The 15,852-nt window shown below is 63.7% G+C and carries 11 protein-coding genes and 1 pseudogene; 6 read left to right on the top strand and 6 right to left on the bottom strand.

Annotated features, from left to right (window positions below; all coding sequences use genetic code 11):
* The first annotated feature begins 32 nt into the window (after positions 1–32).
* Positions 33–1,304, top strand: a complete 1,272-nt coding sequence (locus EN990_RS21390; protein WP_032809937.1) for a CaiB/BaiF CoA-transferase family protein — start codon at positions 33–35, stop codon at positions 1,302–1,304.
* A 162-nt stretch (positions 1,305–1,466) separates the two neighbouring features.
* On the opposite strand, the gene EN990_RS21385 is transcribed toward EN990_RS21390, so the two are convergent.
* Positions 1,467–2,105, bottom strand: coding sequence for a class II aldolase/adducin family protein (locus EN990_RS21385; protein ID WP_027164251.1), 639 nt, complete (start codon positions 2,103–2,105; stop codon positions 1,467–1,469).
* Positions 2,105–3,457, bottom strand: coding sequence for a 3-oxo-tetronate kinase (otnK, locus tag EN990_RS21380; RefSeq protein WP_127367908.1), 1,353 nt, complete (start codon positions 3,455–3,457; stop codon positions 2,105–2,107). Before otnK ends, EN990_RS21385 begins: the two co-directional genes overlap by 1 nt.
* 131 nt (positions 3,458–3,588) lie before the next feature.
* Here otnK and EN990_RS21375 point away from each other — a divergent pair, with 131 nt between their 5' ends.
* Positions 3,589–4,326, top strand: a complete 738-nt coding sequence (locus EN990_RS21375) for a GntR family transcriptional regulator (protein ID WP_013528131.1) — start codon at positions 3,589–3,591, stop codon at positions 4,324–4,326.
* Between the two features lie 33 nt (positions 4,327–4,359).
* Here the strand turns inward: EN990_RS21375 and EN990_RS21370 are convergent, their stop codons facing one another.
* The 4 genes from EN990_RS21370 to EN990_RS21355 all read right to left on the bottom strand — a co-directional run bounded on the left by EN990_RS21370 (position 4,360) and on the right by EN990_RS21355 (position 10,601).
* The gene (locus tag EN990_RS21370) at positions 4,360–5,589 is read right to left on the bottom strand and encodes an aminotransferase class III-fold pyridoxal phosphate-dependent enzyme (protein ID WP_084015555.1); all 1,230 of its coding nucleotides are present in this window, start codon (positions 5,587–5,589) and stop codon (positions 4,360–4,362) included.
* 119 nt (positions 5,590–5,708) lie between these two features.
* Complete coding sequence (locus tag EN990_RS21365) at positions 5,709–7,271, bottom strand: ABC transporter substrate-binding protein (protein WP_164747171.1); 1,563 nt, start codon at positions 7,269–7,271, stop codon at positions 5,709–5,711.
* A gap of 88 nt (positions 7,272–7,359) precedes the next feature.
* Positions 7,360–9,534, bottom strand: coding sequence for an alpha-ketoacid dehydrogenase subunit alpha/beta (locus tag EN990_RS21360; RefSeq protein WP_127367909.1), 2,175 nt, complete (start codon positions 9,532–9,534; stop codon positions 7,360–7,362).
* 287 nt (positions 9,535–9,821) lie between these two features.
* Positions 9,822–10,601 carry a helix-turn-helix transcriptional regulator gene (locus EN990_RS21355; protein ID WP_063169873.1) on the bottom strand — a complete coding sequence of 260 codons (780 nt, stop codon included), beginning with the start codon at positions 10,599–10,601 and terminating at the stop codon, positions 9,822–9,824.
* A 112-nt stretch (positions 10,602–10,713) separates the two neighbouring features.
* Between EN990_RS21355 and EN990_RS21350 the strand changes: the two genes are divergently transcribed.
* The 4 genes and pseudogenes from EN990_RS21350 to EN990_RS21335 form a co-directional block, all read left to right on the top strand.
* Positions 10,714–12,873, top strand: coding sequence for a hydantoinase/oxoprolinase family protein (locus EN990_RS21350; protein WP_127367910.1), 2,160 nt, complete (start codon positions 10,714–10,716; stop codon positions 12,871–12,873).
* A gap of 12 nt (positions 12,874–12,885) precedes the next feature.
* A complete protein-coding gene (locus tag EN990_RS21345) occupies positions 12,886–15,090 on the top strand; it encodes a hydantoinase B/oxoprolinase family protein (RefSeq protein WP_127367911.1) in 2,205 nt (734 codons plus the stop codon).
* Positions 15,087–15,581, top strand: coding sequence for an acetone carboxylase subunit gamma (locus EN990_RS21340; RefSeq protein WP_127367912.1), 495 nt, complete (start codon positions 15,087–15,089; stop codon positions 15,579–15,581). Before EN990_RS21345 ends, EN990_RS21340 begins: the two co-directional genes overlap by 4 nt.
* Positions 15,582–15,668: 87 nt before the next feature.
* Positions 15,669–15,852 (top strand): annotated as a pseudogene (locus EN990_RS21335) (3-oxoacyl-ACP reductase); the annotation flags it as partial.

The following is a 15,852-nucleotide window of genomic DNA, read 5'->3' as shown; positions in this document are numbered from 1 at the left end:
GCCTGTCGAATTCACCCGAGGGAATTTTGATCGTGACTGAGGACCATTCCGCGAATGCCGGTACGGCAGAACCCGCGCGCTTGCCGCTCGAAGGCATCAAGGTTCTCGACCTCTCGCGTGTGCTGGCGGGTCCCTGGGCAACGATGAGCCTTGCCGATCTCGGCGCCGAGATCTGGAAGATCGAGAACATCGACGGCGGCGACGACACCAGGGCGTGGTCGGTGCCGAGCTACAAGGGTGTCTCGACCTACTATCTCTGCGCCAATCGCGGCAAGCAGAGCATCGCGCTCGACATGAAAAGCCCGCAGGGGCTGGCGATCGTGCGCGAGCTGGCGGCGAAGGCCGACATCGTCGTCGAGAATTTCCGCTCAGGTACCGCCGATAGGCTCGGCGTCGGGTTCAAGGAGCTGAGCGCGTCAAACCCGCGCCTGATCTACTGTTCGATCTCCGGCTACGGCCAGACCGGACCCGATGCCGGACGGCCCGGCTATGATTTCGTCATGCAGGCCGAAAGCGGCCTGATGGCCATCACCGGCGAGAGCAATGGCGAGCCGATGCGCGTCGGCGTCGCCATCACCGACATCGTCTGCGGCATGGTCGCCACTCAGTCCATCCTGGCAGCGCTTTTCGAGCGCGCGACAACTGGCAAGGGCCAATTCCTAGACCTGTCACTGATCGACTGTGCGCTCAGCCTGCTGATCAATGTCGGCAGCGGTTACCTTAACACCGGCCAAGAGGTCGCCCGCTACGGCAATGCCCATCCGACGGTCGTTCCCTATCAGATATTCGAAGCCTCCGATGGCAGCTTTGCGCTGGCGGTCGGCAATGACCGCCAGTTCGCGGCGCTGTGCGAGAAGGTCGTTGATCTGCCACATCTGGCTGGGGATGCGCGCTTCATCAAAGCAGGGGCGCGCGCCACCAACCGTGAGGCGCTGATCCCGCAACTAGCCGCCGTCTTCAAGACCAAGCCACGTGACCACTGGATGGCCACCTGTGCCGCCGCCAGCGTGCCGGCCGGCACGGTAAAATCGATACCGGAAGTCTTCGACAGTTCCAATGTGCGCGAGCGTGGCCTCGTCCAGACCTTGCCGCATCCGCATCTCGGCTCCGTCGCCATGGTGCGCCCGGCGCAGGGACTTGCCGCGCAGCTGACCGCGGACTTCACCGCGCCGCCGATGCTGGGCCAAGACACAGCTGCCGTGCTGGCCGACGTGCTCGGCTATAGCGCCGAGATCATCGACCAGCTGATCGGCACCGGCGCCGTCGGCGTCTATACGCCGGCCGCCGAACCGATCCCCGCCTGATCTTCATGGAGCCTGACGGGCCTTCGTCTCGCATTGCAGGTCGACTGAATGGTTCTTCAAGAGGGCGAAGAGCCGTTCCTTGTTTTGGCGCAATCCCCTGGGGAAAGCGCTATGCGCTTTTCCCGGGAAACCGCTTCACCTTTTCTGGAATTGCTCGGCCGGCTACTTCTGCTGGCCGTAATTCTTGTAGCGCCCGCGAATGGCGGGGATCTCGCTGCCCTCGATGAGCACCGGCGTGCCGGCGCTGCGCGCCAAAAGGTACTGCCGCGCCAGGGTTTCCAGCTTGATGGTGCGGATGAGGGCCGTGTCGAGATCGCCGCCGAAGGCGATCATGCCATGATTGGCGAGCAGGCAAGCCGTGCGGTCCTTGAGCGCGACGACGGCAACCTTGGCCAGTTCGCTTGACGCGAAAAGCGCATAGTCCGAGCAGCGCACATCATCGCCGCCGAAGCCCGCCACCATGTAGTGGAACAGCGGCAGCGGTTCACGCAGGCACGACAGCGCCACGCAATGGTCGGGATGGGCATGCACGACGGCGCCGGCCTCGGGAAACGCCTTGTAGATCTCGGCGTGCATCTCCCATTCGCTCGACGGCCGGAACGCACCGTCCCAGGATCCATCGAGCTGCATCGCCACCATCTGCTCCGGCCGCAAGGCGCTTGTGGCTATTCCCGTCGGCGTGATCAGCATGCCGCCTGTCGTGCGCACGCTGATGTTTCCGGTGGTGCCGACATTCATCCCGCTGGCGTCCAGCGTCTGCGTCGCGGTGATCAGGCTCGTGCGTTCGATTTCGAGTTCCATCACGATGCTCTCCTTGCCGGTGGCCATGTGTCGATCGCCGGCGCAATAGTGCTCGGCCGTGTCATGTCTTGCAGAACGTCGGTGAAGATATCGGGGCCGCCGAGCTTTCCCGATTTCAGCATCAGCGCCAGCGGATCGGAGGGCCGGCCGGGGAGGTGAGCGATGGCGCGCGACAGTCCGGGGCCCTCATAGGCGCCCATGGCGATCCGGTCGATGCCGAGCGCCTTCACCACCGAACCGGCGGTCTCGCCGCCGGCGACGACGAGCCGGCGGACGCCGAGTTCGCGCACCAGAATCTGGGCAATCCCGGCCAGGATCTCTTCCGCCCTTGCCGCCACCATATCGCGGCCATGCGCCTGCTGCAGCGCTTCGACGGTCGCTTGCGGCGCTGTCGTAGCAATGGCGATCATCGCGCCGGGCAAATGCCGTTGGGCGAAGGTACGCGCTTCGGCCATGACATCGGCGCCGGCAAAGGCGCTGGCAAGGTCAATCGTCAGCAGTGGATTGTTTTCCTCGAAACGCTCGAGCTGTTCGATGGTGCGGTCAGCGACGCTGCCGGCCAGCACCGCTGCCGGCCCTTCGACGGCCGGCAGGCTGGCGGCAACGAGATCGCCTGTATCCAGCAGCCCATGCGTGAGCCAGGCCGGTGGCAGATGCGCGGCGACTGAGGAATTACCGGTCATCAGCGGCAGGTCGAAGGTGGCTTCCGCGATCGCCGCCAGATCGCGCTCGCGGATGGTGTCGGTGACCAGCAGCGTCTCGCCACGCGCGCTGTGTGCTCGTATAGCGCTTCGGATGGCTCCAGCGCCGGCATCGACGACGAGATAGGGCACCAGCCCGACCTTGCCCCTGCTCTGCGCCTGCAGCACGCGAACCAGATTGGAATCGGTCATCGGCGTCAGCGGATCGAAGCGCTTGGGCGACTCAGCAAGCAGCTGGGGACCGCCGAACATATGCCCCTGATAGACGGTGCGCCCAGTCTCACACAGCGCAGGGGCGAACAGTGTGACGCCGCCGCCAAGGCGCTCGAGCAGCGCTTCGGCGCAAGGACCGATATTGCCCGCGGGCGTCGAATCGAAGGTGGCGCAATATTTGAAGAAGATCTGCCGCGCGCCAGCTTCGACCAGCCGGTCCGCGGCCTCCAGCACCTGGCGCACCGCATCGCTGGCTGCGATGACGCGGGTCTTCAGCAGGATCACATGGGCAAGATTGCCTGATGGGATCGGCGCGTCCAGCCCGACCGTGCATCCCGTCGGAATGCCGCGCGCGACCAGCATCGACGCCAGCTCGGTGCCGCCGGTCAGATCGTCGGCAATGGCGCCGAACAGCAAGGAAGGCATCGACGCGGTCATGCGGCCCGTCTCATGTCTGCCGGTTTCGGGGCGGCTTGTCTCATGTCGGTGGTCAGGCCATTCGTGGTATCATATACACAAGCCACGCGACGCAGGCGACGCCTGCGCTGTTGCAAGAACGGAGAGCGGATGTGACTGCTTCTATCGCGCCGATCGCGCGCGACAATCTGACGACGCGTGTCTATGAGGAGCTTCGCCGTGCCATGATGGAAGGCCGTTTCTGGCCGGGCCATCGCTTCAAGATCCGCGACCTTGCCGCCAGCCTTCAGGTGTCCGAGACGCCGGTGCGCGAGGCGCTGATGCAGTTGGTGCGCGAAAAAGGCCTGGAGATGGAGGCCGGCCGTTCGATCACCGTCGCCCAGCTGTCGCTGGCTCAGTATCTGGAACTGCGCAGCATCAGGCTGCATCTCGAAGGCATGGCGGGTGCCGCGGCAACGACGCGCATCGAGCCGCGCGAGATCGACCGTCTGGCGGCGGTGCATGAGAAACTCATTGCCAACGAGGACAATGGCCGCTGGTTCGAAGCCGTCCGCGACAATTGGGAATTCCATCACTCGATCTACCAGGCGGCGCAAATGCCGGAGCTGCTGGCCATCATCGAGGGAATCTGGCTGCGCAACGGACCGCTGGTGAACTACCAGTACCCGCACGCCCGGCCGACCTATGACGGCCGCCACCGGCATCTCGACATTCTTGAAGCGCTGCGGGCGCGCGACGAGAACGGTGTGCGCAAGGGCATTCAGCAGGACATGATCGAAGGCGGCCGCCTGCTGGTCAAGGTTCTCGAACGGCTGAACGACGGCGCGGTCACGCCGGAGGAACTGCGCCGCGCTGCGCAGAACGGCCGACTGGTGTCGGCCACCGGCTGAACAGTTTGTTCCTTTCCACCGCATTGGCGCCGGTCACGCCACCTGCGCCGCGGCGGCCATGCCCGCATCGGCAGCCTGCAGGGCGAGATCTATATCTTTTGCGGTGTGCGCAGCACTCAGGAACATGTTGTGCCGGGGATGGAAATAGGCGCCTTCGCGCAAGGCGGCCGAGCAGAAGGCGTTGGCCAGCTTGAATTCGGCATCGCCGTCGAACAGCACCATCGGCATCGACACCGGACCTGTCTGTCGCAGCGAAAGACCATGCTTCTTCGCTGCAGCATCGAGGCCTGAGCGCAGCCTGTCGCCGGCCTGTGTCATGTGGGTGACGGCGTCGGTGTCGCGCAGTGTGCTGATGGTGGCGATCGCCGCGGCCATTGCGACGGCGCCATACCAGAACGAACCCGTCACATAGACCTTGGTCGCGGCTTCGCGAAACCGGTCGGTGCCTGCGATGGCGGCCAGCGGATAGCCATTGGCGATCGCCTTCGAAAAGGCGGACAGGTCCGGCCGTACGCCGAGCGGCTCCCAGCTGCCGGCGAGGTCGATGCGGAAGCCGGCCCTGACATCATCGACGATCAGCGCCGCATCGGCGGCGGTGGTGAGTTCGCGCGCCCGTTTGGCGAAGGCGGCGGTCGGCAGTTCCTGGTCGCGGGCGATGTCGTGCCGGAAGGCAGTGACGACGACAGCAGCGAGATCGTTGCCGGCCTGCTCGACGGCCGCTTCGAGGCTGGCGACGTCATTGTAGTCGAAATGGATCAGATGGGCGCGGTCCTCGGCGGTGACGCCGGCCAGCGATGGCGTGCACCACGGCACGGCGCCGTGATAGGAGCCGCGCGCGACCAGCACCTTGCGTCGGCCGGTGCCGGCGCGCGCGATCGTCACGCAGGCCGTGGTGGCGTCGGTGCCGTTCTTCTGCAGCATTGCCCAGTCGGCATGCGCGACCGTCTTGACCAGCAGTTCCGCCAGCTCGACCAGCACCTCGCCGGGGCCGTTCATCGCATCGCCGAGGCGACGCTGCCGCTCGGCCGCCGCCTCGACCGCCTGATGATGGTGGCCGAGAATGTTGGGCCCCCAACTGCACATCAGGTCGATGTATTCGTGCCCGTCGACGTCCCAGACCCGGCAGCCGTCGGCGCGTTCGAAGAATTGTGGATAGGCGGAGCCGAGATAGCGCGTCGCCATGTGTCCCCACATGCCGCCCGGAATGACCGAGGCCGCACGCTCGCGCAGCAACTGGTCCTTGGAGTTGATCAGGGAAGGCATGACGAGGTCTCCGCTCATTGATATATCATATATTGAATGTGATGTTGGAAGAACAGGATTTGCTGGCCTTCCGGGATGGAGAACAGGGAGGCGACAGTCGCCTCCCTGTATTGTTTTGCTCAGTGGCTGAGTTCTGCCAGCGGCAGGTTGCAGCAGGCGCTGTAGCGCACGCCCTTGACGTCCGACTTGTAGGCCAGGATCAGGTTCGGGCTGATCAGCGGCAGGATGATCCTGTCCTTGATCATCTCCTCGCCGGCCTGGTGCCACAGCTTGGCGGCCTCGTCGCCGCTTGCCGCAAGGGCTGCCTTGTAGATATCCGCTTCCTTCGGGTTGAGCACCGACGGGTCGCGCTCCGCGCCGGCACGGCGCGACCAAGGGCTGCCCTTCGTCATGGCGAAATAGTCGATGTATTGCGAGGTGCCGTAATAGTCCGGCGCGTAGAACACCGCCGTCATTGGGATGCCGTCGCCATTGACGCGCTCGCGCCAATTGGCGAAGGGGATCGGCTGCAGGTCGAGCTTGATGTTGATCTTGGCCAGATCCTGCTGAACCTTCTGCATCAAGAGCGAGAGATCGACGCCGTAGACGTTCATGCCGGGGAACGCTGCCTCCATCTCGAAGCCGTCGGCGTGTCCGGCCTTGGCCAGAAGTTCCTTTGCCTTGGCAACGTCATAGGGCTGCGCCTCGAAGCCCGAACCGCCGGGGAAGCCGAGCGGGATCGGCGCGCTGATCAGCTGACCCTCGGAGCCGATGGTGAAGTCGAGGATAGCAGGACGGTCGAGACCGAGCGAAATGGCCTCGCGCACTTCGGGCGTCAGCGGCACCTTGTTGGCCTTGGCGCCGGGCGACAGCGCCACATAGATGAAGTTGTAGGACGGCACGGTCTCGATCTTGACGTCGCTGCCGGTCATCGTCTTGGCCGTGTCCGGGTCGATCTGCATGGCGATATCGGCGGTGCCGCTCTGCAGCATCTGCGCCTGCGCCACCGCATCCTTGGTCTGGCGTATGACGACTTCGCTCAGCGCCGGCGCCGTGCGCCAGTACTTGTCGTTGCGCGCCAGCCGCAGTTCCGAATTGGGCTCATAGGATTTCAGCACGAACGGCGCGCTGCCGGCCGAATGGGCCAGGAACCAGGCCTCGGCATTGTCTGTCGTCGAGGCGTCCGCATCGGCCTTGGCGCCGGCTTCGGAAGCAACCTTGCTGTTGACGACCGCTGCGTAGGGCGCCGCCGCGATGTTGAGGAATTCGGAGCTCGGCGCGACCATCTTGACGACGACCGTATGCGCGTCCGGAGTCTCGATCGAGGCGACATTGTCCATCAGGAACGAGGCGCTGCCCTTGAGGTTCTTCAGCCGCTCCCAGGACCATTTGACGTCCTTGGCTTCGACAGGCGAACCGTCCGAGAATTTGGCGGCCGGGTCGAGCGTAAAGGTGAAGCTGCTCTGGTCGGCATTGCCTTCCCACTTCGAGGCGAGCAGCGGGATCAGCTTGTTGTCCTTGTCCAGCGTCAGCAGCGATTCGTAGACGCTGGAATTGTAGATCTGGCAGGTGTCGCAGAAGGCGCGGTGCGGATCGAGCGAATTGAGGTCGATGTTACGCGCGATGACCAGCGGCTTGCTGTCCTGCGCGAAAGTGGCAGGCGCCCAGAAGGCGCTGGTGGCCAGCAGCACGGCCGCCAGCATCGTCGCCCTGGTCTTGGCTCTTGGTAGGATCGTCATGTCCATTTCATTCTCCCATTTTCTTGTCAGATCTTTGTGGCAATGCGTTGCTCTATCCACCCACGGCAATGAGGGATTGAAGCGCGGCCTTGAGCTTATCAGCGCCGCCCAGTGCGGCGCGGTTGAGCGGGGCCGATACGACGGGAGCCGAGAGGCTTCCCGTCACATGCAGGATCTCGTGATCGAGATAGTCGAACACGCGATCCTGAATCTCTTGTGTCAGCCGTCCGCCAAGCGACAGTCCACGCTGCACCTGCTCGACGACGGCCACCCGGTTGGTCTTGCGGATCGAGGCCTCCACCATCGGCCAGTCGAGCCCGGTCGGGTCGAGGCTGCGCAGGTCGATGATCTCGGCATCGACGCCGGTCTCCTCGACCACCTGCTTGGCGACGGCGACCATGCTGGCACTGGTGAGCAAGGTGCAGGCACTGCCCGGCCTGACGGTTTTCGCCTTGCCGAGTCGCACGCAATAATCGCGGTCATCCGCAGGCACAGGCCCTTCGCTCGGGAACAGTTCGACATGCTCGATGACGACGACCGGATCGTCGCATTTCAGCGCCGAATTCATCAGGCCGATATAGTCGAAGGGCGTCGTCGGGGCGACGATGCGCCAGCCGGGAAACAGCGCGAACAGGCCAGACGGATCGCCCGAATGCTGCGAGCCGTAGCCGGTGTGCGGCGAGACGCGCACCCGGATCACGATCGGCACCGGGAAGCCGCCGCCGAACATGTGGCGCACCTTGCTGACCGCATTGAACAGCTGGTCGGCGGCAACCAGGCAGAAATCGCCGAACATGATCTCGACGATAGGCCGCAGCCCGCAAAGCGCTGCACCCAGCGCCACGCCGACAAAACCGTTCTCGGCGATGGGCATTGCCAGTACACGCTCCGGCCAGCGTTCCAGCGCACCCTTTGTGGCGCCCGAAACGCCGCCGCGCAGCCGGTGCACATCCTCGCCCATGATAATGATGCGCGAATCCTTTTCCATGGCGCGCGCAATCACCTCGGACGCGGCAACCATGAACTTGACCGGCCTGGTGTCGGCTGGCGGCATATCCTCGATCTCGAGGAAACGCTCGCCCTTCAGTTCGGAAAGATCACCGCGTATCTGGTTGTCGACGCCGCCTGGGTCTGGCCACAGATGGTCGGGAATGCCCAGCGCGTTGCCACTCATTTCGGTGAGCGAATCGGCAGCGGTGTTGACCACCTCCATGACGCGCTGGTCGAGTGTGCCGAGGTCGGAAGCGTTCAAAATGCCCATCGTCTTCAGGCGAGCCGCCATCGTGACCAGCGGATCGCGCGCTTTCCAGGCGTCTTCCTCGGCCCGCGTGCGGTAGCCGAATTCGCTACCCGGGCGCGCGCCGCTCTGATGCAGGAAGCGGTAGCAAAGCGCCTCGACCAGCACCGGGCCACCGTCTTCCTCGATCGCCCGGCGCGCCTCGCGCATGGCATGGTGGACCGCCACCACATCCATGCCGTCGCATTCGATGCCGCGAAAGCCGAGCATAGGTCCGCGCGAGGCCAGCCGCGTCTCGCGCGTCTGCTCGTTGATGTGCGTCGAGACGGCATAGAGATTGTTTTCGGCGAAAAAGATCACCGGCAGCCGGTAGAGCGCGGCGATGTTCATCGCCTCATAGGCCGGCCCCGCCATCATCGTGCCGTCGCCGAAAAAGGCGACCGAGATGTTGCCGGTACCGAGCAGCTTGTCGGCCAGCGCATAGCCGGCCGCATGCGGCAGGTTGCCGCCAATGATCGCGCTGGTGCCAGGGATGCCGGAGGCATCGTCGCGCATATGCATCGAGCCGCCACGGCCGCCGCAATAGCCTGACTTGAGGCCCATGATCTCGGCCATCAAGCCGCGCACCGAGCCCTGCATGTCCGGGTTGAAAGCGTCATGCAACGGGTCGAATCCGCCGGGCGTCTGCGCGTTGACAAGCTTGGCCAAGACCTGGTGATGGGCGCGGTGGGTGCCGTTGATGCGGTCGCCCGTACCGAGCACGGACATGGCGCCGACCGCCGTCGCCTCTTGTCCGATGCTGGCATGCGCCGGACCATGCACCAGCCCGGCATTGGCGAGATCGAGCACTTTTTCCTCGAAACGGCGGATGAGCAGCATCTGCTGATACCAGCGCACCAGGCTCGAAACCTCGGCGTCGTTCCAGTCCGAATCGTCGACGTCGAGCCGCAACCAGGGCGCCGATGGCTGGATCGATGTCTGCTGGACCATGTCAGCTATTTCCGTTCTGGTAGATGATATATCAAATATTTTCTCAGTCGATTGCGTCCGGGCACTTTTCCTGGGCACTGCACTGGCTTGCGGGCACCGCACAAATGGAATTAAATTTCATTTTCTGTGCGAAGCCGAGACTAAGCCGGGACGGCGGCGTTCCGCAAGAGGAATTTTGAAGCCAGTTTTCGAGCCATTCCGGCGACAAGCCCCCTGCACCAATTCACGGAGGGAGCGGCTCTGCAAATCAGGCATTCGGCTGGCGGATCGGCTGGGTAAGCGAGCGGCTAGCGATCGGCCTGATGCTGGAAGAACTGCAAAAACAATTCCCGCTCGGTGGTGATGTCGAGCTTCTCGTAGATGCGCCGGCGATGGTTCTTGACCGTGCCGACGGTGATGCCGAGGCGCTCGGCGATGTTGGCCGTCGGGTGGCCGGCGAGGATCAACTGAACCAATTCCCGCTCGCGCAGCGACAGCTCCGGCCACAGACTGGCCGGGATCGTCGGCTCCTGCCGGGGCGAGGCGCCGGGGCCTGTCGGCGCCGACGTGCGGGAGAATTTGGTTCCGCGCGCCTTGATGTCGAGCGCATGCAGCGCCTCGAATACAGGCAACCGCTCGTCCAGCAAAGCGATCTCGCTCTCCTTGAACGACGTGGTCGAGCGGTCGAGGAAGATGCCGAGGCACCAGTCGCCGCCATCGGCAAGCATGATGCCGACCTCGTCGCAGATCTCCGACTGCGCCAGGAAGCCGGCAATGTACTGGCCGCGCTTGGCCTCGTCGTCGGCGAGCCGTTTCAGCGGCATGATGCCCAACCTGCGCTCGCGCCGCCACGAGGCATAGAACGGGTCGAACACGTAGTAATTGTGGAGATAGCGCCGGACCATCTCATCCGAGAAGCGCCGGTGCTTGATGAATTCGGGTGTCTGCGTCGCCGAATAGCGCGTCACCGTGACGAGGTCGTGGTCGATGTCGGCGCCGATCAGGTCGATCAGGCAGTCGACATGCCTGTCCGTGCCGATGGCGGCGATCGCTTTGGCGAGCGGCGCCCAGATATTGCCCATGCCCATGCCCTTTTCTCGGCGATGTCAGCCCAACCGTCATTGTGTCTTTAGGCATATGGCGCGAGGCCATCCAATGAATCTAGCCTGGCGTCAACCTAGACCAGATCCCGAGGCGACCGTGACCCAACCCAATCTCACCGCCCCCATTGTCGGCAACCCAATCGTCATCGGCATCGACGCCGGCGGCACCATGACCGACACGATCCTTGTCGATCAGGACGGCCACTTCAAGATCGGCAAGTCGGCGACCACGCCGAAGAACGAAGCCGAGGGTTTTCTGGCCTCGGCCGAGGACGCGGCGGATGCCTGGGGCATCTCGCTGGAATCATTGTTTTCAGGCGTCAACGTCGTGCTCTATTCCGGCACCGGCATGCTGAACACGCTGTTGTCGCGCACCGGCCGCCGGCTCGGCCTGATCACCACCAAGGGCCTCGAGGACATGATCCTGATGGGCCGCGGGCTGCAGGCCTGGGCCGATTATTCCTACGCCGACCGGCTGCATGCGGTCACCCACCATCATCCCGATCCGCTGGTGCCGCGCCGCCGCACCCATGGCGTCACCGAGCGGATCGACCAGTTCGGCGACGTCGTGCTGCCGCTCTATGAGCACGAGGTTTCTGCAGCCGCAAAAAAACTGATCGCCGACGAGGTCGAAGCGATCTGCATCATGACCATCTTCTCGCACGTCAATCCGGTGCACGAGAAGCGCATCGCGGAAATCTGCCGCGAAGAGGTCGACAAGGCCGGCGCCGACATCATCGTCTACACCAGCCACGAGGTCCGCCCGGTCATCCGCGAGCAGTCGCGGCTGAACTCGGTCCTGATCGAGGCCTACGCCACCTCGCGCGGCCGCAAGCAGCTTAGGGGTATCGAGGACGTCTCGAAGAAATACGGCTTCAAATATGGCGTGCAGACGCTGCTCTCCTTCGGCGGCCTGACCTCGATCAACCATCCGCGCCTGCATGAAACCATGATCTCCGGCCCGATCGGCGGCATCCTCGGTGCTGCCTATGTCGGCAAGCTGATCGGCAATGATTCGCTGATCTGCTCGGACATGGGCGGCACCTCTTTCGACATGGGCGTTATCACGCGCGGCCAGACGCGGATCGAGAACGAGCCGCTGATGGATCGCTTCAAGCTCAACGTGCCGACGCTGCACCTCGATACGATCGGTGCCGGCGCCGGCATGATCCTCAAGGTCGATCCGCTGACCAAGAAAGTCTCGCTTGGACCGGAAAGCGCCGGCTCCGATCCAGGTCCGATTTGCTTCGCCAGGGGCGGCACCGAACCGACCATTGCCGATTGCGATGCGATTCTCGGCCGTCTCAACCCGCACTATTTCCTCGGCGGCAAGGTCGTGCTGCAGGTCGAAAAGGCCCGCCGCGCCTTCCAGGAGAAATGCTCCGACATCCTGGGCGTCGGGCTGGAGGAAGCCGCCGAAGGCATGATCGACATGCTGGAGGCCGACGCCAACAACGCGCTGCGCCGCGTCATTTCGGGCCAGGGCATCCATCCCTCCGAGTTCACGCTGCTGTCCTATGGCGGCTCTGGCCCGCTGCACCTGGCCGGCTGTTCCAGGGGCATCGGCTTCAAGGACATCATCACCTTCCAGTTTGCGGCCGCCTTCTCCGCCTTCGGCTGCACCACGGCTGATTTCATGCGCCGGCATTCGGTGTCGACGCAGCACGACATCCCGTCACGCGCCGATGAGGCGACGCTGGCCGCCTTCGGCGTCAAGGTCACCACGGTCTGGAACGATCTGACCAAGGCCGCGGTCGACGAGATGATCGCCGACGGCCATGCGCGCGAGAAGATCAGGACCGTGCCGTTCCTGATGATGCGCTACACCGGCCAGCTCGAGGATGTCGAAGTCATGGCGCCGCTGGCTGAGGTCAACTCGGCCGACGACATGCGCAGTGTTATCGACGAGTTCGAGGCGGTCTACGCCAAGGTCAATCATCGCGTGTCGCGCTACGGCGAGGCCGGCTTCACCATCACCGAACTCGGGCTGATCGCCACCGCCGACAAGGTCAAACCGGTGCTGCTCAAGCGTCCGCTTGGCAAGTCGGATCCGGCTTCCGCGCACAAGGGCGTGCGTGAGGCCTATATCGGCGGACGCTGGCACAAGGCCAATCTCTACGAGATGGACCTGCTGCAGCCCGGTCACGAAGTCATCGGTCCGGCCATCATCGAACACCCCGCCACCACGCTCGTCGTTCATCCGCAGGACCGCGTCCATGTCGATGAATGGACGCTGCTGCACTACACCCACGCTTGAGAGGGCACCGCCATGTTGGACAAACCTGCCTCGGCCCTGCGCCTTCGCGAAAGACTGCTCGATTCCGAGCGGCTGATGGAAGAGACCGGCTGCTATGACGGCATCACGGAACTCACGCTGCGCAACCAGGATCCGCTGAAGTTCGAGACGCTGCACACCAAGCTGCGCGCCTATTGCGTCTCGGCTCGCGAAATGGCCCGCCGCATCTCGGCCTCGCCCGGCGTGCGCGAAGTCGGCGAGATGGTGGTCGCCATCTATACGCCCGAAGGCGACGCCATCGCGCTCTCCAACGGCATCATGGTGCATGTCCATACGATGAGCCGCTTCATCAAATGGATGATCAAGAACAATTACGAGGAAAACCCGAAAATCCGTGAAGGCGATATCTTCGCCAACAACGACGCCTTCATCGGCACCGTGCAGGTGCCTGATGTCATGGATGTGGTGCCGATCTTCCATGAAGGCACGCTGGTCGGCTGGTCCGGTGCCGTCTGCCACGAACTGGAAGCCGGCGGCATCACGCCGGGCGGCGATGTCTGCCTGGCGCAGGAGCGCTTCACCGAAGGCCTGTTCGTCTGCGCCGAGAAGATCGGCGAGAATGACGAGATCCGGCGCGACTACGTCATCCGCTGCGAGCGCAATCTGCGCATGCCGATCTACTGGGTGCTCGACGAGAAGGCCAAGGTCGCCTCCTGCATCGACATGCGCGAAAGCGTCAAGCAGCTGATCTCCGAGATCGGCCTCGACTACTGGATGAAGGTGTCGAAGGAGTTCATCGAGGAAGGCCGTCGCGCCCAGCTCGCCCGCACCCGCCAGCTCACCGTGCCCGGCATCTACCGCGGCCACACGTTCTACGGCCATGTCACGGCGGGAAAGCCCGGCTTCCAGCTGCTCGGCGATCCCGACTGGCTCTACAACATCCCGATCGAGATGGAGATCACGTCAGACGGCAAGATCACCATGGACTTCGAGGGCACGCAGCCCTGGGGCTACCATTCGATGAACTGCACGCCGGCCGGCATGGATGGCGGCATGTTCGTGACGCTGACCCAGCACATGAATTTCGAAGGCCTGGTCAATGACGGTGCCTGGATGGCGACCGAACTGAAACTGCCGCACGGCACCTGGACCAACCCCGACAACGAGATGGTGGCCACCGCCACCTCATGGGCGCTGCTGCTGCCGGCCTACGGCGTTTTCCAGCGGCTTTTGTCGCGCAGTTTTGTCGCGCGCGGCTTCGTCGAGGAGGCCTTTGTCGGCCAGGTCAACAGCCCGATGATCGAGATGGGCGGCGAAAGCCAATACGGCACGCCGTTCGGCATGGCGCATTTCGAGTGCGCTGCCGCCGGGTCCGGGGCGCTCGCCATCAAGGACGGTCTCGACACCGCCTATGTCGGCTGGAACCCGGAATCCGACATGGGCAACATCGAGGTCTGGGAACAGTCGATGCCGATGGTCTATATCGGCCGTTCGATCGTGCCGAATTCCGGCGGCGCCGGCAAATATCGCGGTGGCTGTTCCTTCGTCTCGACCTGGCTGATCAACAAGACCTCACATCTGCGGCTCCACACCTCCGAGCACTCCTCGCGCGTGTTCGACAATGGCGGCATGTGCGGTGGTTATCCGGCGCCGACCTGCCAGAAGCATCGCGCGGTGCGCAACTCAGACATTCACGAACTGGCAGCAAAAGGCGAACCGCTGGCGCATGCGCCCGGCATCGACCCTGACGTCTCCGACTACGAGAAGAACATCGGCGGCGACCATGTCGTGGTCGAAGGCCCCTACATCACCTCGCCGCACAAATCCGGCGACATCTTCAGCCATTCCTACAATGGCGGTGGCGGCTATGGCGACGTGCTGGAGCGCGATCCGATCAAGACGGCATGGGATGTCGAGAACGGCTTTCTCACCCGTGAAGCGGCGGACCAGGTTTTCGGCATTGTGCTGAAGGACGATGAAGACGGTTATCCCGTCGCCGATATCGACGCCACGGTCGAACGCCGCGCCGCCATGCGCAAAGAGCGCCTGGCTAACGCGATTCCGGTGGCGGATTGGATCGCCAAGGAGCGTGGCCGCGTCGGAAAGGCCGACTTCGCGCCCGAAGTGAAGAAAATGTACGCCAGCGCGATCAAGCTGTCGTCGCGCTTCACCAAGGAATTCAGCGATTTCTGGAACGTCGACGCCAAATCGATCTTCACGCCGGGAGCCAAGCCATGACCTCATACAGCAAGGAAGTTCTGGGCGATCTGGCCGCCGGCAAGCTGCCCTGGCCGCAGACAAGGCGCATCATGAGTGCCTACAAGGATGACGACCGTTTCTTCAAGATGGTTGCCGTCTATCAGGATCGTGTCGCCTGGAAGGACCCGATCCTGCTGCCGGTCTCGGACCATCTGTTCATCTGCCAGAGTGGCGATGAGCGCATTACCCGCTGCGAATGCGGCCACTCCTTCGGCGACTATCGGAAGAACTGGAAGCTCAACGCCGTGATTAACGTGCGCAACACCGAGGAGGCTTTGCGCGAGATCTATCCCAACAGCGATCTCCCTGATCCCGAATGGATGGAAATCCGGGAGTTCATCTGCCCGGAGTGCGGGACGCTGCATGAGGTCGAGGCGGCGGCACCCGGTTATCCCATCGTGCATGATTTCGAACCCGACCTCGAAGGCTTTTATCGCGAATGGCTGGGCAGACCGCTTCAGGGGTCCTGAACCCTCGTCGATGGAGGCTGCGCCGCTGTGATTGCCAAATCCGGTCAGGACTGATTGCCTGCCCAAACGAAGCGGAGACCGTGCGCCATGAACAACCTTTCCGGCCGTAGCGCCATCGTGACCGGCGGTTTCTCGGGCATGGGCTTCGCCATTGCCACGGCTTTGGCCGAGGCTGGGGCCAATGTCGCCGTCGGCTCCTACATCGCGCCTGCCGGTGCCGACAGATCCGATGCCGCCTACTATCCGGCCGCCGACGAGATCGAGCGCGTGC

Origin of the sequence: Mesorhizobium sp. M7A.F.Ca.US.005.03.1.1 (genome assembly GCF_003997975.1) — a bacterium.
In the GTDB taxonomy this organism is placed as follows: Bacteria; Pseudomonadota; Alphaproteobacteria; order Rhizobiales; family Rhizobiaceae; genus Mesorhizobium; species Mesorhizobium ciceri.
The sequence above is the reverse complement of the archived record's forward strand: the minus strand, read 5'-3'. Positions and strand labels throughout refer to the sequence as shown.